21 protein-coding genes are annotated in these 19,692 nt (G+C 74.8%); 11 read left to right on the top strand and 10 right to left on the bottom strand.

Going from position 1 to position 19,692, the window contains the following annotated elements; translation table 11 throughout:
• Window positions 1-84: 84 nt before the first annotated feature.
• Window positions 85-285 carry a hypothetical protein gene (locus ACZ7LK_RS14810; RefSeq protein WP_392273737.1) on the top strand — a complete coding sequence of 67 codons (201 nt, stop codon included), beginning with the start codon at window positions 85-87 and terminating at the stop codon, window positions 283-285.
• 233 nt (window positions 286-518) lie between these two features.
• Here the strand turns inward: ACZ7LK_RS14810 and ACZ7LK_RS14805 are convergent, their stop codons facing one another.
• Together ACZ7LK_RS14805 and ACZ7LK_RS14800 are read right to left on the bottom strand one after the other, a co-directional pair.
• Window positions 519-1,568: an iron-containing redox enzyme family protein gene (locus tag ACZ7LK_RS14805; protein WP_469464364.1), complete on the bottom strand. Its 1,050-nt coding sequence runs from the start codon at window positions 1,566-1,568 to the stop codon at window positions 519-521.
• Window positions 1,565-3,121: an FAD-dependent oxidoreductase gene (locus ACZ7LK_RS14800; protein ID WP_392273739.1), complete on the bottom strand. Its 1,557-nt coding sequence runs from the start codon at window positions 3,119-3,121 to the stop codon at window positions 1,565-1,567. The genes ACZ7LK_RS14805 and ACZ7LK_RS14800 overlap by 4 nt, the downstream gene beginning before the upstream one ends.
• Window positions 3,122-3,184: 63 nt before the next feature.
• Here ACZ7LK_RS14800 and ACZ7LK_RS14795 point away from each other — a divergent pair, with 63 nt between their 5' ends.
• The 6 genes from ACZ7LK_RS14795 (at window position 3,185) to ACZ7LK_RS14770 (ending at window position 9,237) form a co-directional block, all read left to right on the top strand.
• On the top strand, window positions 3,185-3,841 hold the full coding sequence (locus ACZ7LK_RS14795) for a HemK2/MTQ2 family protein methyltransferase (protein ID WP_392273740.1): 657 nt from the start codon (window positions 3,185-3,187) through the stop codon (window positions 3,839-3,841).
• Entirely contained in the window at window positions 3,825-4,046 is a 222-nt protein-coding gene (locus ACZ7LK_RS14790; protein ID WP_392273741.1) for a CDGSH iron-sulfur domain-containing protein, read from the top strand. The genes ACZ7LK_RS14795 and ACZ7LK_RS14790 overlap by 17 nt, the downstream gene beginning before the upstream one ends.
• 28 nt (window positions 4,047-4,074) lie before the next feature.
• The gene (locus ACZ7LK_RS14785) at window positions 4,075-4,326 is read left to right on the top strand and encodes a DUF6480 family protein (protein WP_392273742.1); all 252 of its coding nucleotides are present in this window, start codon (window positions 4,075-4,077) and stop codon (window positions 4,324-4,326) included.
• Window positions 4,327-4,349: 23 nt separating this feature from the next.
• On the top strand, window positions 4,350-4,766 hold the full coding sequence (locus ACZ7LK_RS14780) for a CBS domain-containing protein (protein ID WP_469464366.1): 417 nt from the start codon (window positions 4,350-4,352) through the stop codon (window positions 4,764-4,766).
• 485 nt (window positions 4,767-5,251) lie between these two features.
• Window positions 5,252-7,660, top strand: coding sequence for a serine/threonine-protein kinase (locus ACZ7LK_RS14775; RefSeq protein ID WP_471140831.1), 2,409 nt, complete (start codon window positions 5,252-5,254; stop codon window positions 7,658-7,660).
• Window positions 7,657-9,237 (top strand): phytoene desaturase family protein, encoded by a 1,581-nt coding sequence (locus ACZ7LK_RS14770; RefSeq protein ID WP_471140824.1) that lies wholly within the window; start codon window positions 7,657-7,659, stop codon window positions 9,235-9,237. The genes ACZ7LK_RS14775 and ACZ7LK_RS14770 overlap by 4 nt, the downstream gene beginning before the upstream one ends.
• Before the next feature lie 69 nt (window positions 9,238-9,306).
• Here the strand turns inward: ACZ7LK_RS14770 and ACZ7LK_RS14765 are convergent, their stop codons facing one another.
• From ACZ7LK_RS14765 to ACZ7LK_RS14755, 3 genes are all read right to left on the bottom strand, one after another.
• Entirely contained in the window at window positions 9,307-9,483 is a 177-nt protein-coding gene (locus tag ACZ7LK_RS14765; RefSeq protein WP_392273746.1) for a hypothetical protein, read from the bottom strand.
• Between the two features lie 221 nt (window positions 9,484-9,704).
• Window positions 9,705-9,899 carry an antitoxin gene (locus ACZ7LK_RS14760; RefSeq protein ID WP_392273747.1) on the bottom strand — a complete coding sequence of 65 codons (195 nt, stop codon included), beginning with the start codon at window positions 9,897-9,899 and terminating at the stop codon, window positions 9,705-9,707.
• 157 nt (window positions 9,900-10,056) lie between these two features.
• Complete coding sequence (locus ACZ7LK_RS14755) at window positions 10,057-11,847, bottom strand: serine hydrolase domain-containing protein (RefSeq protein WP_469464369.1); 1,791 nt, start codon at window positions 11,845-11,847, stop codon at window positions 10,057-10,059.
• Window positions 11,848-12,363: 516 nt separating this feature from the next.
• Here ACZ7LK_RS14755 and ACZ7LK_RS14750 point away from each other — a divergent pair.
• Complete coding sequence (locus ACZ7LK_RS14750; protein WP_471140819.1) at window positions 12,364-13,509, top strand: calcium:cation antiporter; 1,146 nt, start codon at window positions 12,364-12,366, stop codon at window positions 13,507-13,509.
• An 84-nt stretch (window positions 13,510-13,593) separates the two neighbouring features.
• On the opposite strand, the gene ACZ7LK_RS14745 is transcribed toward ACZ7LK_RS14750, so the two are convergent.
• Window positions 13,594-14,685 (bottom strand): glutamate--cysteine ligase 2, encoded by a 1,092-nt coding sequence (locus ACZ7LK_RS14745; RefSeq protein WP_392273870.1) that lies wholly within the window; start codon window positions 14,683-14,685, stop codon window positions 13,594-13,596.
• A 183-nt stretch (window positions 14,686-14,868) separates the two neighbouring features.
• On the opposite strand from ACZ7LK_RS14745, the gene ACZ7LK_RS14740 reads away from it, so the two are divergent.
• Window positions 14,869-15,570 (top strand): restriction endonuclease, encoded by a 702-nt coding sequence (locus ACZ7LK_RS14740; RefSeq protein ID WP_471140816.1) that lies wholly within the window; start codon window positions 14,869-14,871, stop codon window positions 15,568-15,570.
• A gap of 52 nt (window positions 15,571-15,622) precedes the next feature.
• Here ACZ7LK_RS14740 and paaK read toward each other — a convergent pair whose 3' ends face one another.
• Complete coding sequence (paaK, locus tag ACZ7LK_RS14735; protein ID WP_392273751.1) at window positions 15,623-16,912, bottom strand: phenylacetate--CoA ligase PaaK; 1,290 nt, start codon at window positions 16,910-16,912, stop codon at window positions 15,623-15,625.
• Window positions 16,913-17,100: 188 nt separating this feature from the next.
• Window positions 17,101-17,598: a GNAT family N-acetyltransferase gene (locus tag ACZ7LK_RS14730; RefSeq protein WP_471140812.1), complete on the bottom strand. Its 498-nt coding sequence runs from the start codon at window positions 17,596-17,598 to the stop codon at window positions 17,101-17,103.
• A gap of 186 nt (window positions 17,599-17,784) precedes the next feature.
• Between ACZ7LK_RS14730 and ACZ7LK_RS14725 the strand changes: the two genes are divergently transcribed.
• Window positions 17,785-18,027, top strand: a complete 243-nt coding sequence (locus tag ACZ7LK_RS14725; protein ID WP_392273753.1) for a DUF397 domain-containing protein — start codon at window positions 17,785-17,787, stop codon at window positions 18,025-18,027.
• On the opposite strand, the gene ACZ7LK_RS14720 is transcribed toward ACZ7LK_RS14725, so the two are convergent.
• Both ACZ7LK_RS14720 and ACZ7LK_RS14715 read right to left on the bottom strand, forming a co-directional pair.
• Entirely contained in the window at window positions 18,020-18,592 is a 573-nt protein-coding gene (locus ACZ7LK_RS14720) for a hypothetical protein (RefSeq protein WP_392273754.1), read from the bottom strand. The two genes, ACZ7LK_RS14725 and ACZ7LK_RS14720, sit on opposite strands and share 8 nt — an antisense overlap.
• Window positions 18,589-18,981 carry a PadR family transcriptional regulator gene (locus ACZ7LK_RS14715; RefSeq protein WP_392273755.1) on the bottom strand — a complete coding sequence of 131 codons (393 nt, stop codon included), beginning with the start codon at window positions 18,979-18,981 and terminating at the stop codon, window positions 18,589-18,591. The genes ACZ7LK_RS14720 and ACZ7LK_RS14715 overlap by 4 nt, the downstream gene beginning before the upstream one ends.
• A 208-nt stretch (window positions 18,982-19,189) precedes the next feature.
• Between ACZ7LK_RS14715 and ACZ7LK_RS14710 the strand changes: the two genes are divergently transcribed.
• The gene (locus ACZ7LK_RS14710; protein WP_392273756.1) at window positions 19,190-19,591 is read left to right on the top strand and encodes an ACT domain-containing protein; all 402 of its coding nucleotides are present in this window, start codon (window positions 19,190-19,192) and stop codon (window positions 19,589-19,591) included.
• Window positions 19,592-19,692: the final 101 nt, after the last annotated feature.

Genomic DNA, 19,692 nt, shown 5'->3' with positions numbered 1-19,692 from the left:
ATCGTTCGCGGTCGCGCCTGGTGCAGGGGATGCGATCGGGGTACCCGGCGACGACAATGTCTTCAGGACGAGCAAGGAGGCGGCATGAACGCTGAGCCCGATTCGACCTCCCGGCGAGAGGGCGTCACGCCCGACAGGCTTCTGCACAGCGGCGCCGAAGGCGATTTCAACGCGGAAGACCTGGTCCTCGCGTCAGGACGTGACGTCAATCCCAAGAACCTGGCCTGGGCCGAGCGCAGGCTGGCCGAGAAGGGCAAGGCCGCCCTGGACGAGCTCCTCCCCTGACCGGACGGCCCCGGGCCACGCGACCACCCGGCCGCGTGGCCCGAAGGCCTGCCCGCCCCCCGCCGCCCCTCGGCCTCCGGCCCCCTCGGTCGTCGGCCGCCGGCGGCCCGGCGTCTCCGCCGCACCGGCCGCCCGTTCCCGCCGCCCGCCCCTCCGCGGCGGTCGGCCCCGGGTCCACGCCGTGCGTTCCGGCGCGCCCCGGGGCCCTCGCGCTCCCGCCGCTCCCGCGCCCGCTAAGCCGTTCGTACCGGCTCCGACGGGTCCGCCGCCGTCCCCGGTGCCGACGGTGACGCCGCCACCGGCCCCCGGAGGGACGACCGGCCCCGGTCCCAGGCGGCGAGCACCCGCTCCTCCCAGCGCTCGTCCAGCCAGACCGTCGCCCGGACGCCGAACGCCACGTCGGCGGCGAGGCCCGGCTCGCGTGCCAGCAGGTCGCCCAGGACGTCACGGCGCATGACCTGCTCGTGGACCGCGTCCGCCTCGATGTGCTCGGTGAAGAACCGGACGCACCGCTCCTCGGCGTCCAGCCGCTCCAGGGCCTTCGCCATCCGGCGGGCCCCCGGCGGCGAGGTGATCTCCAGGACCGCGAAGTTGCCCGCCGCGGCGCCCCGCAGCGAGCGGCGCAGGCCGAACAGCGACATCACGTTCACCGTCGCCAGCGTCGTCGCCGGGGCGAGGTCCAGATAGCGGCCGTACGAGGAGTCCAGCCCGGCGCCCTCCATCAGCTCGGCGAACAGCCGCGCGTGCACCCGCTCGCCGCGCCCCCCGCCGAACTCGTCGAACGCCACCGCCACCAGGGAGGCCTTCGCCTGTCCCTCCAGGCGCGGGATCAGCCAGGCCTGCGGATCGGACTCCTTGAGCTGGTAGAGCGAGCGGTGCACCAGGTACTCCCGCATCCGCTCCCAGGTGCCGTCCGCCATCAGCCGGTGGGAGACACCGTGCCCGTCGACCGGCTCCACCAGCAGCGGCTCCAGTGCCGCGGTCACGTCGCCGTCCCCGGGCACCGCCTCGCGCAGGGCTCCGAGGAACGCCTCCTCCATGGGCCGCCGCAGGGCCAGCAGTGCCGGGTCCCACTCGCGGTCGTCCGCGACGCCCTCCAGGGCCCGGTAGTGCGGCTCGTACGACAGGTACAGCGCGAGCTGGAGGTCCTCGCCGAGCGGGTCGGCACCGGCCACGGTCGCCTCCGGCGCCGCCCCGCCGGCGTCCGCGTCCCGCAGCACGCGCAGCACGGCCGCCGACAGGGGGCCCCGTTCCTCGGGCAGGGGAGCGCCGGGCTCCGTCATGCGCCCTCCTCGGTGTCCTCGACGTCCATCTGCTCCAGCGGCTGTACCGCCGGCCCCTGCACCACCTTGCCGTCCACGTCGAACCGCGAGCCGTGGCACGGGCACTCCCACGCGCACTCCTCGTCGTTGAAGTGGACGACGCACCCCAGGTGGGTGCAGCGCGCCGACAGCGCGTGCAGCGTCCCGGCCGCGTCCCGGTGCACCGCCATCCGCCGTCCGCCGATCCGGACGACCGCTCCGCCGCCCCGGGGGATGTCGGCCGTCGAGTCGGCGTGCGCCCCCGGGACCCGGTCACCGATGAAGTGCTTCGCCACCTGGGCCTGGAGCCGCAGCATCGCGGGCGCCTCCTTCACCGGGTGCAGCCGCACCGGGTCGTACAGGCTCGTCCAGGCGGGCTCACGGCCGCGGATGCGGGACGCCAGCAGATCGCCCGCCATCACCCCGTTGCTCATGCCCCAGCCGGCGAACCCGGTGGCAACGTAGGCGTGCCGCGCCCCGGCGTGCAGCCGCCCGACGTACGGCACCCGGTCCGTCGTGACGTTGTCCTGGGTGGCCCAGCGATGGGTGAACCGCACCCCCGGGAAACGTTCCCGCGCCCATGCGGCGAGCTTCTCGAACCGTTCCCCGACCTCGCCCTCGGCCACCGTGCCGGGCAGGAACTTCTCGCCCGTGACGATCAGCATCCGCCGCCCGTCCTCGTCCATCGGGGCGGTCCGCACCGACCGGGTGTTGTCCTCCCACGTCAGGAACATGCCGCCCGGGTCCTCCGCGGCCGGGAGCGGTCCCGCCACCACCAGCTCCCGCTTGGGTTCCAGCCGCGTGAACAGCAGCGACCGGTCGAACACCGGGTAGTGCGTGGCGATCACGACGTCCCGCGCCCGGATGGTGTGCCCGGTGCTCGTGGTGAGCTCGCACGGCGAGCCCTCCTGGAGGCGCGTGACCCGCGTCCGCTCGAAGATCCGCCCGCCCAGCACCTCCAGGTCGGCGGCGAGCGCCAGCAGGTACTTGCGGGGGTGGAACTGCGCCTGGTCCTCGACCTTGACCGCGCCCGCCACCGGGAACGGCAGCGGTACGTCCGTCTCGTACGTGGCGGGCAGCCCGGCCACCCGGGCCGCCTCCGCCTCCGCGCGCAACGTGTCCGTCTGCGCCGGGTCCTGGGTATAGGTGTAGGCGGGCAGCCGCTCCAGGTCGCAGTCGACGCCCAGCTCCTCGCTGACCTCCCGCACCCGTTCGATGGCGATCTGCTGCGAATGGGCGTACAGCCGCGCCGCCCGGGCGCCGTGGATCCTGGCGATGTCGGCGTACACCATGCCGTGCAGGGCCGACAGCTTCGCCGTGGTGTGGCCGGTCACCCCGGACGCGATGCGGTCGGCCTCCAGCAGCACCACCGGATGCCCCGCCCGGGCGAGTTCCCAGGCCGTGCAGAGCCCGGCGATCCCGCCGCCCACCACGGCGACCTCCGTCTCGACGGGGCCGTCCACGGCCGGACGGGCGGGGCCGGGGGCGTACTCCATCCACAGGGACCCCGAACCGGAACCGGACTCAAAGCTCATCGCTCACTCCTCACACACCGCTCACCAGCGTTTCGCCGGGGATCTCCGAGGTACCCGCTGTGCATGCGTCTACTCAGACCGCGCGGCGTGTACGCGCCCCAGGAGGACACGGAACTGCTCGCCCAGGCGGCGCGCGCCGAACTGCGCGCGCTGTGCGAGCAACCGGGCGTCGAGGTGCTCGACGTGGGGACCGGAACCGGTGCCCTGGCCCTGATGGCCGCCGAGTGCCCGGGCGCCCGGGTGACCGCCGTGGACATCTCCTGGCGCGCCGTGCTCGTCGCGCGCTACAACGCCTGGCGCCTCGGCCTGCCGGTCGACGTCCACCGCGGCGACCTGACGGAACCCGTCGAGGGCCGGCGTTTCGACCTGATCCTGTCGAACCCGCCGTACGTCCTGTCCCCGCGCCCCTCGCGCGGGTCGGACCGCACCTGGAACGCGGGCGAGAACGGGCGGCAGGTCATCGACCGGCTCTGCGCCCGGGCGCCGGGCCTGCTGCGGGACACAGGGGTGCTGCTCCTGGTGCAGTCGGCGCTGTCCGGCGTCGACGAGACGCTGGACCGGCTCCAGGCGGGGGGCCTGGAGGCACGTGTCGAACTGCGCACCACGATCCCCTTCGGTCCGGTCATGGCCGAGCACGCCGGATGGCTGGAGGAGCGCGGGCTGATCGCGCCCGAGGAGCGCAAGGAGGACCTGGTGGTGATCCGTGCGCAACGAACCTGAACGATCCGCCGAACGGGTGGTGATCGACCCGGAGGGGCCGCTCCTGATGGAGGGGCCCGTGGAGATCCGGCTGCCGGACGGGACGACGGCGGCCTCGGACCGCTTCATGGTCGCGGTCTGCACCTGCCGCCGCAGCCGCCGCTACCCGTGGTGCGACACCAGCCACCGGCGCCGGACCCGGGCGGAGCCGCGCGGGGAGGATTGAAAGACCCCGGCCTGCGCACTCGTACCGCATGACCCACCCCAACCCGAACCCGAACCCCAACCCGGATCCCGATCCGGACAGCACCCCGGGTCTCGACGCCGGTGGCGGCGTCCCGCCCGGCGAGACGCCGCCCGCGGAGTCGAGCATGCCCGGGGCGGGGCCGAGGGAGACGCACAACCCCACGACCGGCTGGGCGAAGGCACCGATGGTGCTGATCCTGCTCGTCGTCGTCCTGGTGGCGGCGCTCTTCGGCGTCATGGCCCTGGTGATCGCACTCTGAAGCGGCAGGAAGGAGCGTCCGGCATGGCCACCGCACGCCAGCTCATGACCAGGGGTGTCGACTGCGTCGGTGAGGGGGACACCCTCCTCCAGGCCGCCGAGATGATGAGGCAGCTCGGCGTCGGCGCGATGCCGATCTGCGGTGCCGACGACAGGCTCAAGGGCATGCTCACCGACCGCGACATCGTGGTGAAGGCGCTGGGCGCGGGCAAGGACCCGGCGCGCACGACCGCCGGCGACCTCGCCCAGGGCGACGTGGTGTACGTGGACGCGGACGACGACGCGCAACTGGTGCTGCGGAAGATGTCCGAGCACAAGGTGCGCCGGCTGCCGGTGATCGAGGACCACCGTCTGGTGGGAATGATCGCCCAGGCCGATGTCGCCCGGGGGCTCCCCGACCCCCAGGTCGGCGACCTCCTCCAGGCGCTCTCCAGCGACTGACACGCTCCGCCGGCCGGCGCCCGCCCCCACCTCCGCGCCCCTACCCGTATCCGACACCCGCCCCGCGCGCCCGCGTGCGGGGCGGTTCCGTCGCCACCCGGGCCCGTCGGCACCCGGTTCCGTCGCCACCTGGGCCCGTCGGCACCCGGGCCCGTCGGCACCCGGGCCCGTCGCCACCCGGGCCCGTCGGCACCCGGGCCCGTCGCCCCCCGGGCCCCGGCCGGCCGGTGCGCGTCCGGCGGATCCACCGGCTGCCTCGGCGCCGACGACCCCGAGCTGGCAACCTGCTGCGCTGCGTCCCCTCCCGTATCCGCCGGCAACTCCCGCCGCAGCACATCCTGAAAGCCGTGACCGGACTGGGTCCCGACACCCGCCCGGCCCCGTGCGAACTCGGCGGACGGGCCGCCATACTGGACGGGCCGGGGAGGGCCTAGCGACGCGGATCGACGGGCAGTACGGGGACTCGACGGGGGCGATGGCACGCGATGGGGGAGACCAGGCTGCTCCAGGGCCGCTACCGGCTCGAGGAGATGATCGGGCGCGGCGGCATGGGCGAGGTGTGGCGCGCCACCGACGAGGCGCTCGGCCGCCGGGTGGCGGTCAAGTGCCTCAAACCGCTGGGACCCGGGCAGGACCGGAACGTCGTCACCGTGCTCCGCGAGCGCTTCCGCCGCGAGGCGCGCGTCGCGGCCGCGCTCCAGCACCGCGGCGTCACCGTCGTCCATGACTTCGGGGAGTCCGACGGTCTGCTCTACCTGGTCATGGAACTCCTGGAAGGGCGCAACCTCAGCCAGCTCCTGGAGGACAACCAGCAGCACCCGCTGCCCGTCGGCGACGTCGTCGACATCGCCGAACAGGTCGCCGACGCCCTCGCCTACACCCACCGGCAGGGCATCGTGCACCGGGACCTCAAGCCCGCCAACATCATGCGGCTCGGCGACGGCACGGTGAAGATCTGCGACTTCGGCATCGCCCGCCCGGGCGCCGACGTCGGGTTCAGCGCCCGGCTCACCGGCACCGGCATCGCCATGGGCACCCCGCACTACATGTCGCCCGAGCAGATCAGCGGCGGCCAGGTGGACCACCGCAGCGACCTGTACTCACTGGGCTGCGTCCTGTACGAGATCGCCACCGGCGTACCGCCCTTCGACCTGGACGACGCCTGGGCCGTACTCGTGGGCCACCGCGACACCCAGCCCGAGCCGCCCCGCAACCTCCGGGCGGAGCTCCCCGAGCTCTTCGAGCGGGCCGTCCTGGACCTGCTCGCCAAGACCCCGGAGGGACGTCCTCCCGACGCGGCCGACCTCCGCCGCCGTATCGCGGCCGCCCGTCCCGCCCCGGCGGGCCTCGCGCCCGCGTTCCCCGACCAGGCCCTCCGCCCCCCGCCGGCGCCGCCGCGCGCCCCGCACCACCCGCCGTCCTGGACCCGGGGCATGACCACCGGCCCCAAGGCGGTCGGCGCCACCCTGCCGCACTCCATCGCACCGCACGACCCGCCGGCCGGCCTCACCGGCGCGTGGACCACCCCCGCCGGCCCCACCCCGGTCGGCCCCACCACCCCCGCCGGCCCCACCACCCCCGCCGGCGCGGGCGCCCGCGCCGTTCCCGTGCCCCCGCCGTACCGCCCCCGGCACCCGACCCCCTCCGTCCCGCCCGCGCCCACCGCGCCCACCCGGCCGGTGACGGACCCGCACGGCGGGGCGCCGGGAGCGCCGCCGCCCGGGGTGCTCGCCCGGATGGCCGGCCGGCACGGCGCGGGCCTCCGCCTGGGGCGGCTCGGCCGCTGGGAGGAGGCGGGCGAGGAGCACCGGGCCGTCGCCGCCGAGCGGGAGCGGGTCCTGGGCCCGGACCACCCCGACACCCTCACCAGCCGGTACGAGGCCGGGTACGCGCTCGCCAGGACCGGCCGCGACGCCGAGGCGCTGCGCGAGTTCGGCCGCGTCGCCGAGGCCCGGGCCCGGGTGCTCGGCCCCGACCACCCCGACACCCTCACGGCCCGTCAGGAGATGGCGTACGTCCTGGGCCGGCTGGGGCGCCACGACGAGGCCCACCAGGTGTACGCCTCCGTGCTCGACGCACGCACCCGCACCATGGGCGCCGACCACCCCGACACCCTGCGCTGCCGCCACAACCTGGCCTCCAACCTCGGCCGGCTCGGGCGGCTGGAGGAGGCGCACCGGACGGCCCGCGAGGTCGCCGACGCCCGCGCCCGCCTGCTGGGCCCCGAGCACCCCGACACCCTGGTCACCCGGTACGAGGTGGCGTACGCGCTGGGGCAGCTCGGCCGCTGGGCCGAGGCGCTGGGCACCTACCGGGACGTCGCGGCGGCCCGCGCCCACGTCCTCGGCCCCGACCACCCCGACACGCTCGCCGCCCGCTACGAGGCGGGCATAAGCCTCGGCCGGCTCGGGCGCAGCCACGAGGCGCTGGAGCTGTACCGCGACCTCGTCGGCGCCCGCGCCCGGGCGCACGGCCCCGGACATCCCGAGACCCTGCGCGCCCGCCACGCCCTGGGCGTCAACCTCGGCCGGCTCGGGCGCTGGCGGGAGGCGCTCGCCGAGGCGCGGGAGGTGTGCGCCGGCCGTGAGCGGGTGCTGGGGCCCGATCACCCCGACACCCTGGTCAGCGGCCGGGAGATCGCCGTGGGACTCGGCTGGCTGGGCCGCTGGGCGGAGGCGCTGGCCGTGTACGCGCGGGTCGCCGAGGCCCGCGACCGGGTGCTGGGCCCCGCCCACCCGGACGCCCTGACCAGCCGCCACGACCAGGCGTACTGCCTCCGGCAGCTCGGCCGGGAGGCCGAGGCCGCGGAGCTGTACCGGCGGGTCGCCGCGCTGCGCGGGGCGGGCGGCGCCCACTGGAGCGCCGGCCCGGGCGCGTGCTACGAAGGGCCATGACCGTACAGCGCTCGTACGACGCCGTCATCGTCGGCGGCGGCCACAACGCACTGGTCGCCGCCGCCTACCTCGCCCGCGCCGGACGTTCCGTCCTCGTCCTGGAGCGGCTGCCCGGCACGGGTGGGGCCGCCGTCTCCACCCGTCCCTTCGCCGGGGTGGACGCCCGCCTGTCGCGCTACTCCTACCTGGTGTCCCTGCTGCCGCCGAAGATCGTGCGCGACCTGGGCCTGCGGTTCGCCGTCGCCCGGCGCACCATCTCCTCGTACACCCCGGCCGAGCGCCGGGGGAGGCCCACGGGGCTGCTGGTGGGCGGGGAGCGCACCCGCGAATCGTTCGCCGCGCTCACCGGGTCGGACGCCGAGTACGAGGCGTGGCAGCGGTTCTACGCCATGACGGGCCGGGTCGCCGAGCGGGTGTTCCCCACCCTCACCGAGCCGCTGCCCGCCCGGGAGGAGCTGCGCGCCCGGGTCGCGGACGACACCGCCTGGCGGACCCTCTTCGAGGAACCGATCGGCGTCGCCGTCGAGGAGCACTTCGCCGACGACCTGGTGCGCGGGGTGGTCCTCACCGATGCGCTGATCGGCACGTTCGCCGACGCCCACGACCCGTCCCTGATCCAGAACCGGTGCTTCCTGTACCACGTGATCGGCGGCGGGACGGGGGAGTGGAACGTGCCCGTGGGCGGCATGGGCGCCCTCACCGGCGCCCTCGCGGACGCCGCGCGCGCGGCCGGGGCCGAGATCCGCACGGGCCACGAGGTGCTCCGGATCCACACGGACGGCCGCGACGCCGAGGTCGTCCACCGCGGTCCGGACGGCGAGGGCGTGGTCGCCGCCCGGCACGTCCTGGTCGGTGCCTCGCCGCACGTCCTGGCCGCGCTGCTGGGCGAGGAGCCCCCGCCGCCCGCCGAGGGTGCCCAGCTCAAGGTGAACATGCTCCTGGAGAGGCTGCCCCGGCTGCGCGACCGGTCGGTCGATCCGCGCGAGGCGTTCGCCGGCACCTTCCACATCGCGGAGGGGTACGGGCAGTTGGCGGCCGCGTACCGGGAGGCGGCGGCCGGCCGGCTGCCGGGCGCCCCGCCCTCGGAGATCTACTGCCACTCGCTGAGCGACCCGTCGATCCTCGGCCCCGAGCTCGCCGCCCGGGGCTACCAGACGCTGACGCTCTTCGGTCTGCACGCCCCGGCGCGGCTGTTCGCCGCCGGCCACGACGCCACGCGCGCCGCCCTGCTCAAGGCCACCCTCGCCGAACTCGACGCGCACCTGGACGAACCGCTCGCCGACTGCCTCGCCACCGACGCCGAGGGCCGCCCGTGCATCGAGGTGAAGACGCCGCTCGACCTGGAGCGGGACCTGCTGCTGCCGGGCGGCCACATCTTCCACGGCGACCTGGCCTTCCCGTACGCCGGCGGGGCCACCGGCGCCACCGCGGCCACCGACCCGGGCGGGGCCGCCGGCCGGTGGGGCGTGGCGACCGCCCACCCCAATGTGCTGCTCTGCGGGGCGGGGGCCGTGCGGGGCGGCGGCGTCAGCGGCATCCCGGGTCACAACGCGGCCATGGCGGTGCTGGGCGTCTGACGGCCGGTTCCCGCCCCCGGACACACGGATGGGCGCCACCACGGGCGCCCATCCGTGTATCGCTCGTGATCAGCCGACGTCCCAGCAGGTGGCGTCGAAGTGCTTGACCTTGACGTCGCCGGCCTTGACGTGACCGCCCGAACCCCAGCAGCCTTCCACGTCCGAGCCGTGGGCGGCGGCGGGAGCCGCGGCCAGGAAGCCGATCGCCATCAGACCGGCCAGAACGAGCGAGATGCGCCGAAGCATGAGTTTCTCCTTCGAGTTGGGGGACTCGACACGACTGTTCACCAGCCGCCGCCGGACCGCACGCCGAGTCGCGCGGGCGGGTGGTGGACCCGCCGTCACCCCACCCCGGTGGGCCGGCCCCCGGCGGACCCCGCGGTGCCCGGCGCGGGACGCCCCGGCAGCACCGCGTCCCCGGTGGCCGTGGGACGGCGGCCACCGGGGACGGGAAGGTTCGTGACGCGTCAGGTGCGGGTCGGCGGGTCCTGGTTCGGGTCGCGGCCGAACTCGTCCTTCAGCCGGTCCTGTGCGGTGTCGACCTGGCCGCTGTACTTGCCCCGGGTCTTCCTGTCGACGTGGTCACCGCCCTTGTCGACGCCTCTGCCGGCCTGCTGTTCGTGCCCCTTGAGCATCTGCTTGAGCTTGTCCATCACGGACATAGGGTCATCCTCCTCGCCGAGTGACCCCCCGCCCCTCAGTTTCGCCCGCCTGTGCGAAACCCGCATCCGGGCCCGCGTCCGGCCCCGGACGCGGGCCCGCACGGGCTTCCCGCACGGCCCTCCCGGGCCGGCCCCCGGCCCGCCCTCCGGCTCCGGATCAGTCCGCCGAGGCCGACCAGCCGTGCGCCTCGACCCGGGCCGCGTCCGTGGGCCGCGCCTCGTCGAACAGGGTCCGGGCGCCGTCCTGGACCCTGATGTCGTCCACGTACACCCCGCGGCCCACGTACAGCCGGTCCGTCGTGTACCGCCAGCGCAGCCGTACGGGCGTGCCCCGCCAGGCCGCCAGGTCGGCCTCCAGCCGGTGCCAGGTCCGCCCGGACCAGCCGCTGAGCGACCCCGCCGGGTGCGGCCGGGGCTCCTGTCCGTGGCCCGCGGTCGTCACGAAGGGCAGCGGCCGCCAGGTGGCGCCCGCGTCGCCGGACGCCTCCAGGTACGCGCCGTCCGTGCCCGGCTCGGTGTCCCACCAGACCCGGCAGCGCAGCCGGGGGCGCGGCGAGGCGGGCGTCAGGTCCGGCAGGGTGAGGGTGGCCGCGGTGCCCGGGGCCATGCCGGAGTACCAGGCGGTACGGCCCCGTGCCGGGCGTACGGGGACGGCGCGCGCCATGCTGTTCGCGGTGGCCACGCGGGGCGCGGACCCCGACCGCCAACCGCGCACCGGGTGCACCGAGTTGCCGAGCAGCACCAGGAACGAGTCGGTGGTGGGGTCGAGGACGAGGCTGGTGCCGGTGAAGCCGGTGTGGCCCGCGGTGCGCGGGGTGGCCATGGCGCCCATGTACCAGTGCTGGTAGAGCTCGAAGCCGAGACCGTGCTCGTCCCCGGGGAAGGCGGTGTTGAAGTCGGTGAACATCAGCTCCACCGACTTCGGCTCCAGGATCCGGGCGTGCCCGTAGGCGCCGCCGTTCAGCAGCGTCCGGGCGAGGACCGCCAAATCCCAGGCGCAGGAGAAGACCCCGGCGTGGCCGGCGACGCCCCCGAGGCCGTAGGCGTTCTCGTCGTGCACCTCGCCCCACACCATGCCGCGGTCGAGCCCCGACCAGGGGGCGCGGGCGTCCTCGGTGGCGGCGATCTTCGGTCTCCAGGACGCGGGCGGGTTGAAGCGGGTGCGGTGCATCCCCAGGGGAGCGGTGATCTCGTTGCGGAGCAGGGCGTCCAGCGAGTGGCCGGTGAGCTCCTCCAGAACGAGCTGGAGCGAGATCAGGTTGAGGTCGGAGTAGAGGTAGCGCGTCCCGGGCGGCGAGGCCGGCACCTCCTGCCACAGCAGTCGCAGCTTCCCCTCCCGTGTGGGCTCCTTGTAGAGCGGGATCCAGGCCCGGAAGCCGGAGGTGTGCGTGAGTAGCTGACGGACCGTGACGTCCTGCTTGCCGCCGCCGCCGAACTCCGGCAGATAGGCCGTGACCCTCTCCTCCAGCTCCAGCGCCCCGCGCTCGATCTGCTGCACGGCCAGGACGGAGGTGAACAGCTTCGAGACCGACGCCAGATCGAACACCGTGTCGTCGGCCATCGGGATCCGCCGCTCCGGAGGCAGCTCGACGCCCGTGTCCGTCTTCTCGTCGTACGCCGCGTACCGCACCGCGTGCCCGATCGCCTTGTGCAGCGCCACCGTCGCCCCGCGCCCCGCGAGGAGCACCGCCCCCGCGTACCACGGGTGCTTGGGGGAGGGGTCCAGGAAGCGCTCGGCCTCGGCGACCAGCCGGTCGAGGTGCTCGGGCAGCAGCCCGGCCCGCTCGGCCGAGCCCAGCCGCAGGGTCGCCCGGCCGCCGCCCGAGCCCGCACCGGAACCGGCGTCCGCCGCCGCGGCCCCCGGAATCGAACCGATCATCAGCCCACCTCCCAGGGCCAGCATCCCGCCACCGAACCGGCGGCGGCTCATCCCCTCCGTCGTGCCCATCACGCCTCCCCCTCCCCGTCGCCCTTCCCACCCGGAACCGTCGTCGAACCGTTCCGGAGCCGCCCCGCCGCCGCCCCGGCGCCCGGGGGCGTCCGCCGGGCTCGGCGGTGTGCCGCGGGCTCGCGCGGACATCCGGGCGCGGGTGGTCATCGCCGGGTCGCTGAAAGAATCCTTCGTCACCATCCGCACCACGTGAAACTTTCTTACCGGGCCCCGGCCCCGTCAAGAACCGGCCGCACAGAAAGAATCTGACGATAAATCAGAAGCGGCTTCCCTCGCCCGTCCCCCTGCGGCATCCATGCCGCCCATGGAGACGGAACCGGCCGGGAGACCGGGTGTCGAGCACGTCGTCTTCGGCTTCGCGCCCTTCCCCGCCGTGGCGGCCGCCATCACCGGAGCGGGCGGCGGGGAGCCCCGGCAGCATGATCGACATGATCATCTCGGACGGCGTGAACACTTCCCTCGTTCCGGCGCCCTCACCGCGCGGGGGCGCGCCCGCTCTGGCAGCGTGGCGGCATGAGTACCGGCACGGGCGCGGGCACCGACACCGACGACGGCACGGGCGGCCGGAGCAGCCGGCAGGGCGGGGGGCGGCTCACCCGTCAGTGGACGACGTGGGTGCCCGTGCTCGGCGTGCTCGTCCTGGCCCTGGGCTGGGGGCGCGACCTGTCCGGGCCGGTCGTCGCCGTGGCCGGGCTCTGCCTGCTCGGTTCCGTCCTGTCCGCCGTGCACCACGCCGAGGTCGTCGCCCATCGCGTCGGCGAACCGTTCGGGTCACTGGTCCTCGCCGTCGCCGTGACGGTCATCGAGGTCGGGCTCATCGTCATGCTGATGGCCGGCGGCGGCGACAACGCGTCCACCTACGCCCGGGACACCGTCTTCGCCGCCGTCATGATCACCTGCAACGGCATCGTCGGCCTCTCGCTCCTGGTGGCCGCCCTCCGCAGGCGGGTCGCGGTCTTCAACGCCGAGGGGTCCGGCGGAGCGCTCGCCACCGTCATCACGCTCGCCGCCATGACGCTGGTGCTGCCCAGCTTCACCACCAGTCATCCCGGCCCCGAGTTCACCGGCGCCCAACTGGTCTTCGCCGCCACGGCGTCCCTCTGCCTGTACGGCATCTTCGTGGCCGTGCAGACCGTGCGTCACCGCGAGTACTTCCTGCCCGTCGCCCGGGAGAGCGACGGGCAGGAAGCCGCGCCGCCCGGCCCGCGGGAGACCTGGTGGAGCCTGGGACTCCTGCTGCTCGCCCTCGTCGCCGTCGTCGGGAACGCCAAACTCGTCTCACCGACCATCGAGGACGGCGTCGCGTCCGCGGGTCTGCCCAAGGCGGTCGTCGGTGTCGTCATCGCCCTGATGGTGCTGCTGCCCGAAACCCTGGCGGCCGTCCGGGCCGCCCGCCGCGACCGCGTGCAGACCAGCCTCAACCTCGCCTACGGCTCCGCCATCGCCAGCATCGGCCTCACCATCCCGGCGATCGCGCTCGCCTCGGTCTGGCTGTCCGGGCCCCTGGTCCTGGGACTGGGGCCGCTCCACCTGGCCCTCCTGGCGCTCACCGCGGCGGTGAGCGCCCTGACCGTGGTGCCCGGGCGGGCCACCCTGCTCCAGGGCGGCGTGCACCTGGTGCTGTTCGCCGCCTTCGTCTTCCTGTCGTTCAGTCCCTGACGCGCACGACCCGCGGCCGCGGACCGGACGGGGCGGCCGCCCGCCCCGCACCCCCCGCGCGGCGCCCGCCCCGGCCGTGCGGTCTCAGCCCCGGGTGAGGCGCACGCACTCCGCGACCACCTCGCGCAGGCTCCCGGTCCGCCGCAGCAGATCCCGCTGGATCCGGGCGCCGTTGCCCGTCTTCAGCAGACCGGCCAGGGCGTCCTGGGCGGGCAGCAGGTCACCGCTGTCCTCCAGCGCGTCCCGGACGTGGTCGAACAGCGCCCGTACCACCGCCTCCGCGGGGGCGGGCCGCATCGTCACCGGGTGGATCAGCTCGCCCTCCAGCCCCGAGCGGGCGGCCCGCCAGGCGGCCAGCCGCAGCAGCGCCACGCCCTGCCGGGCCGGCGGCTCACCGTCCCGCCACTGCCGCGCCGCCGTCTCCACCAGGCCGCGCACCAGCGTGGCCACCAGGACGGTGGTGGACGCGTCGAGGCAGACGTCCGCCACCCGGATCTCCACGGTCGGGTAGGAGTGGGACAGCCGGGCGTCGAAGTAGACCATGCCCTCGTCCCGCAGCACCCCGCTCGCCACCATGTCGGCCACCTGCTCGTGGTACCGGTCGGCGGAACCGAAGATCTCCACCGGGCCGGCCGACGGCCAGCGCCCCCACACCCGGTTGCGGTAACTGGCGTACCCGCTCTCCTCGCCCTGCCAGAACGGCGAGTTGGTACTCATCGCCAGCAGCACCGGCAGCCACGGCCGGATGCGGTCCAGGACGGCCACGCCCTCCTCGTCCGACTCCACCGACACGTGCACATGGCAGCCGGACGTGAGCTGCTCCTGGGCGGTGAGGCCGAAGTGCTCCTTCAGCCACTGGTGGCGCTCGCCCGTCCCGATGGTGGGGCTCACCGGGAGCGGCGAGGTCGCCAGCGCGGCGACCGAGGCGTCCAGCCCCTCGGCGAGCCGCGCCGCCTCCGCCCGGCAGCGCCGGATCTCGTCCCCCAGTTCGCCCATCACCGTCTGCGGGCTCGTGGCGAACTCGAGCTGCTGCCGCTGGAGTTCGCTCTCGAACACCTCTTCGTCGCTCCGGGGGTCCCGCGCCGCGGCCGCCAGTACGGCCGTCGACAAGGCCCTCGGTTCTCCCGTCCGGCTGTCCACCAGGAGAAGTTCCTCTTCGACACCCACACTGCGCACCATCGTCCTGCCTCTCTTGCGGAATGTCGGTCGCTTGCCCCCGATCCGGTCCCGCACGCCTCGCCCGCCGCCACCCCGGCCCGCCGCCGCGCCGGGGACCGGACGGGTGTGCGAAAGCGTGGCGACGGGGCATACGGGCAGCACAAGATCGTCCGCGTCCGATCACCCGAGGGGAGCCCGCAGATGGCGATACCCGTCCGCAGGCCAGGCACGGCCCGCCCCACCCGCCGGGGCGTACGCCGCCCGGGCTTCAGCCTGCGCGACACCGTCCTCGGGTTCGGGCTGGTGGCCATCCTGCTCTTCGGCGGCGGGGCCATGGCGCGGGCGGCCGTCGGTGACGCCGCCGACGTGCCCGCCGCCGCCCTGGCCGTGGTGGGTACGTTCGCCGTGGCCTGGTCCCTGGTGCGGGCCGCCCGCCGGCGCGGTGCCCCGGTCGTCGCGCTCGTGGAGCCCGACGACCCCGTCGAGCCGGCCGTGTACGTGGACTACTCCGCCCTGGACGCGGACGCCTTCGAACAGGCCGTCGCCGACCTCTGCGTACGGGACGGCTGCCTGGACGTCGAGGTCGTCGGCGGGGCGGGCGACCTGGGCGCGGACGTGGTGGCCACCGCGCCCGACGGCCGCCGCGTGGTCGTGCAGTGCAAGGCCTACGGACCGGACCACAAGGTCGGCTCCCAGGACGTCCAGCGGTTCGGCGGAACCTGCTTCGCCGTCCACGACGCCCATGTCGCCGTCGTCGTCACCACCAGCGAGTTCACCGAGCCGGCCGCGGAGTACGCCGCCCAGTGCGGCATCCTCTGCGTGGACCGGCAGGGGCTCGACGCCTGGACGGACGGCACCGGCCCGGCGCCCTGGCTCCAGGTCCCGCTCCAGGAAGCGCGCTGAGCACCCCGGCGCGCACGGCCGGGCGGCCGAGCCCCGCACCGGGGGCGGCCGCTCACGCCGTCCGCAGGTCCACGATCCGCTTGATCTTGCCCACCGACCGCTCCAGCGTCCCCGGATCGACCACCTCCACACCGACCGACACCCCGATGCCGTCCTTCACCGCCGCCACCAGCGCGCGGCCCGCCTCGTCGCGCACCGCACCGGTGGCGTCCGCCCGCGCCTCCACCCGTACGGTGAGTGCGTCCAGGCGCCCTTCCCGGGTGAGCCGGAGCTGGAAGTGCGGGGCGAGTCCCGGCGTACGGAGCACGATCTCCTCCACCTGGGTGGGGAACAGGTTCACGCCCCGGAGGATCACCATGTCGTCACTGCGCCCGGTGACCTTCTCCATCCGCCGGAACGCCGGCCGGGCCGTGCCCGGCAGCAGCCGCGTCAGGTCGCGGGTGCGGTAGCGGACGACCGGCATGGCCTCCTTGGTGAGCGAGGTGAACACCAGCTCGCCCCGTTCCCCGTCCGGCAGCACCTCACCCGTGAAGGGGTCCACGACCTCGGGATAGAAGTGGTCCTCCCAGATGTGCAGCCCGTCCTTGGTCTCCACGCACTCCTGTGCCACCCCCGGGCCGATCACCTCCGACAGGCCGTAGATGTCCACGGCGTCGATCGCGAACCGCTCCTCGATCTCCCGCCGCATCTCCTCCGTCCACGGCTCGGCACCGAAGATGCCCACCCGGAGGGACGTGGCGCGCGGATCGACGCCCTGCCGTTCGAACTCGTCGAGCAGCGTGAGCATGTACGACGGGGTCACCATGATGATCTCGGGCCGGAAGTCCTGGATGAGCCGCACCTGGCGCGCCGTCATCCCGCCGGAGGCCGGGACCACCGTGCAGCCGAGCCGTTCGGCGCCGTAGTGCGCCCCGAGCCCGCCGGTGAACAGTCCGTACCCGTACGCCACGTGGACCGTGTGGCCCGGCCGGCCCCCGGCGGCCCGGATCGACCGCGCCACCACGTCCGCCCAGGTGTCCAGGTCGCGGTCGGTGTACCCGACGACGGTGGGCCGGCCGGTCGTGCCGCTGGAGGCGTGGACCCGCCGTACCCGCGACCGGTCGACCGCGAACATCCCGAAGGGGTAGTGGTCGCGCAGATCGGCCTTGACGGTGAACGGGAAGCGGGCCAGGTCGGCGAGCGTACGGCAGTCCTCCGGGCGCAGCCCCGCCTTGTCGAAGGACTGCCGGTAGAAGTCCACGTTCTCGTACGCGTGCCGCAGGGTGGCCCGCAGCCGCTCCAACTGGAGCGTCTCGAGTTCCGCGCGGCCCAGTCGCTCCCCGTCGTCCAGCCAGTCCGTCATCCGCCGCACTCCCGTTCTCCGGCCGTCCTCATCCGTCCGGTGGTCGACCGACCATTCGGTCGACCACCGGGTGGGATCAGTAATCCAAGCGCGCGCGCCGAAGGCAAGGGGTGGACCCGCACTTTTTCCCGGCGCCCGGCGCCCGGCGCCGATTCCGTCGGCGGAGCCGGGGCTACCGGGCCACGGACCTACGGAGCGACCGGGATGACCAGATCGGGGCGGTCCCACATCACGGCGGGCGGGTTGGCGGCCACGGTGCCGACCCGCCGGGCGCCCACGCCGAGGTAGAAGTCCTCGGCGGGCGGGTGGGACACGACCCGGACCGCCGTCGCCCCCGCCGCCCGGGCCCGCTCGGTCATGTGGGCGACGAGCGCGCGGCCCATCCCGAGGCCCTGGGCGGAGTCGGCGACGAACAGCAGATCCAGCTCCGGAGGGGACAGCACGAGGGCGTAGAAACCGAGCACCCGGTCGTCCGGGCCGGTGGCGACGTGGACCTCGTGGGCGTCGATGTAGTCCGGTCCCACCCGGTAGCCCGCCACCATCGGCGCGTAGGGACCCTCGTAGGCGCGTGACTTCCGTACCAGCGAGGTCAGCCGCTTCGCGTCCCGGGCCGTCGCCCGTCTGATCGGCACCGGCCGGACGCCCGCCCGTGCGGCGCGGCCGGTCCCTGTCATACGCGAAGTCATGCTGTGAGTATTACCCCTCCCTGCTCCCGCGGGGAAACGGCACCCTCGGGAGGACCGGCGCCCGCCCGCGGCCCGGCGCCGCGGACCGGGCCCGGCGCCACGCGACCGGCCGCGCGCCGCGCCCTGTCCGTGACCGACCCCGATGGCTAGTCTGAGCGCGGACGACGAACCGGGAGGAGCGGGCACGTGACGGAGACCATCACCACCCAGCAGCAGCGCGCGGGCTGGGAGAAGCCGGACCTCGACCTCAGCAACGCGGACTGGCGGTCCGGAAGTCAGGGAGCGGGCGACGTCCAGATCGCCTTCGTCGAGGGATTCATCGCGATGCGCAACGGCGGCCGTCCGGAGAGCCCGTCGCTGATCTTCACCCCCGCCGAGTGGCGCGCCTTCGTGCTCAACGCCAGGGACGGGGAGTTCGACCTCACCTGACGGCGGGGCCCCGCTCCGCGCGCTTGCGGGACCGGGCGTCGGCGACGGCGCACACCGCACCCGGCAGGATGAGCAGGAGCGTGACCCACAGGGGCAGGGAGAACAGCGGTCCGTCGCCGGCCAGCCGGTCGGCCACCCACGCGACCGGCAGGCCGACGACGGCCCCCACCAGCCAGCTCTTCGCCGGCCCCAGCCGCCCCTTGCGCAGTTCCACCGCCACCGTGACCGCGGCGATGGCGGCGATCAGCGCGAGACGGCCGGCGGTGACGGGCAGCGTGGTGGTCCGCCACAGCGCGTGGGAGAACAGCATCAGCATCCCCACCGCGGACGGCACCACGGCCGCGAGCCGCGCCGCCCTCCGGTGCAGTGGCTGCCGCGCCCGGGCCCAGGTGGCGGCGAACCCCCGGACGTCGTCGCCGACCACGTCCTCCGGCCCGCGCCCCGCCGCGGCGGCGTCCTCCAGGTGTGCGGCGAGCTCGGCGAGCATCTCCCGCACGGTGGTGTCGTCGATGCCGCGGTACTCCCAGTTGGCGCGGCACACCGCCAGTACGCGCTCATTGGTCATGGTGCTGTGTCCCCCGTCGTGTCCCTGCCGGTCTTCTCCGGCTCGTCGAGAACCCGGCCGGCCTGGGCGGTGAAGTCCCGCCAGACGGCCCGGCCGCGGGTCAGTTCGGCGCGGCCGGCCGCGGTCAGCCGGTAGTACTTACGCGGTGCCCCGCCGCTGGACGACGGTGCGCGGTACGACTCGACCAGCTCCGCCCGCTCCATCCGCGCGAGCAGCGGATAGATGCTGCCCTCGCTCACCAGCTCCAGCCCGCTCTCCTCGAGTGCTTCCACGAACTCGTAGCCATAGCGGGGCCGTTCGGCGATCAATGACAGCAGGCAGAGGTCGAGCACCCCCCGCAGGAGCTGACTGCGCCGCTGGTCACCGGTCGCCGGCAGCTCTTTTGTCATGCGGTACATGATAGTCGCGCGGTGTCATGCGACGCAAGAGTCATGTCCCGCATGACACTGCTCCGCCGCCCGCCGCCCGCCGCCCGCCGCCCGCCGCCCGCCGCCCGCCGCCCGCCGCCCGCCGCCCGCCGTATGGCCGGCGCACGTCCCGGGGCACGTCGCGGCGTTGGGGGAGAGGGGCCGGCCGCCACGGGCCTACGCTGGACGCATGAGTGGAGAGCGTGACCTCGGCCGGCTGGTCACCGGCATGCGGCCCGAGCTCAACCCCGGGCACTTCGTCTTCGTGACCGTCGACGGCCCCGCCGTCCCGCCCGGACTGCACCCCGTCGCCACCGTCACCGAATCGGAGGGCCTCACCCTCGTCGTGTCCCAGGACGAGGCCGACGCCGCCTCGCTGCCCTACCACTACGTGGCCGGCTGGATCACCCTCCGCGTCCATTCCGCGCTCGACGCCGTCGGCCTGACCGCCGCCGTGTCCCGGGAGCTCGCCGACGCCGGTCTGAGCTGCAACGTCATCGCCGGTTTCCACCACGACCACCTGTTCGTCGAACACGCACGGGCCGGCGAGGCCCTCACCGTGCTGCGCCGTCTGGCGGAACGGTCCGCCTGACCGGCCCGCCGCCCCGCCCGTCCGTCCGGAGCCCACCCGGACCGCCCCCGCGCGCCCCGTCCGCCGAGGCCCCGCCCATCGCCCGAACCGGTGAATCCCGG

This window comes from Streptomyces sp. NPDC039423 (genome assembly GCF_055598725.1).
Note: the sequence above shows the minus strand (reverse complement) of the source record. Positions and strands in the feature narration are given on the sequence as shown.

What these genes read in the sequence shown, in the direction of transcription:
- ACZ7LK_RS14770 (WP_471140824.1), top strand. Translation starts at nt 7,657, where the DNA reads ATGACCGTACAGCGCTCGTACGACGCCGTCATCGTCGGCGGCGGCCAC.
- ACZ7LK_RS14795 (WP_392273740.1), top strand. Translation starts at nt 3,185, where the DNA reads ATGCGTCTACTCAGACCGCGCGGCGTGTACGCGCCCCAGGAGGACACG.
- ACZ7LK_RS14780 (WP_469464366.1), top strand. Translation starts at nt 4,350, where the DNA reads ATGGCCACCGCACGCCAGCTCATGACCAGGGGTGTCGACTGCGTCGGT.
- ACZ7LK_RS14800 (WP_392273739.1), bottom strand. Translation starts at nt 3,121, where the DNA reads ATGAGCTTTGAGTCCGGTTCCGGTTCGGGGTCCCTGTGGATGGAGTAC.
- ACZ7LK_RS14785 (WP_392273742.1), top strand. Translation starts at nt 4,075, where the DNA reads ATGACCCACCCCAACCCGAACCCGAACCCCAACCCGGATCCCGATCCG.
- ACZ7LK_RS14775 (WP_471140831.1), top strand. Translation starts at nt 5,252, where the DNA reads ATGGGGGAGACCAGGCTGCTCCAGGGCCGCTACCGGCTCGAGGAGATG.
- ACZ7LK_RS14715 (WP_392273755.1), bottom strand. Translation starts at nt 18,981, where the DNA reads ATGACAAAAGAGCTGCCGGCGACCGGTGACCAGCGGCGCAGTCAGCTC.
- ACZ7LK_RS14750 (WP_471140819.1), top strand. Translation starts at nt 12,364, where the DNA reads ATGAGTACCGGCACGGGCGCGGGCACCGACACCGACGACGGCACGGGC.
- ACZ7LK_RS14710 (WP_392273756.1), top strand. Translation starts at nt 19,190, where the DNA reads ATGAGTGGAGAGCGTGACCTCGGCCGGCTGGTCACCGGCATGCGGCCC.
- ACZ7LK_RS14765 (WP_392273746.1), bottom strand. Translation starts at nt 9,483, where the DNA reads ATGCTTCGGCGCATCTCGCTCGTTCTGGCCGGTCTGATGGCGATCGGC.
- ACZ7LK_RS14760 (WP_392273747.1), bottom strand. Translation starts at nt 9,899, where the DNA reads ATGTCCGTGATGGACAAGCTCAAGCAGATGCTCAAGGGGCACGAACAG.
- ACZ7LK_RS14720 (WP_392273754.1), bottom strand. Translation starts at nt 18,592, where the DNA reads ATGACCAATGAGCGCGTACTGGCGGTGTGCCGCGCCAACTGGGAGTAC.
- ACZ7LK_RS14740 (WP_471140816.1), top strand. Translation starts at nt 14,869, where the DNA reads ATGGCGATACCCGTCCGCAGGCCAGGCACGGCCCGCCCCACCCGCCGG.
- ACZ7LK_RS14810 (WP_392273737.1), top strand. Translation starts at nt 85, where the DNA reads ATGAACGCTGAGCCCGATTCGACCTCCCGGCGAGAGGGCGTCACGCCC.
- ACZ7LK_RS14755 (WP_469464369.1), bottom strand. Translation starts at nt 11,847, where the DNA reads ATGGGCACGACGGAGGGGATGAGCCGCCGCCGGTTCGGTGGCGGGATG.
- ACZ7LK_RS14805 (WP_469464364.1), bottom strand. Translation starts at nt 1,568, where the DNA reads ATGACGGAGCCCGGCGCTCCCCTGCCCGAGGAACGGGGCCCCCTGTCG.
- paaK (WP_392273751.1), bottom strand. Translation starts at nt 16,912, where the DNA reads ATGACGGACTGGCTGGACGACGGGGAGCGACTGGGCCGCGCGGAACTC.
- ACZ7LK_RS14730 (WP_471140812.1), bottom strand. Translation starts at nt 17,598, where the DNA reads ATGACTTCGCGTATGACAGGGACCGGCCGCGCCGCACGGGCGGGCGTC.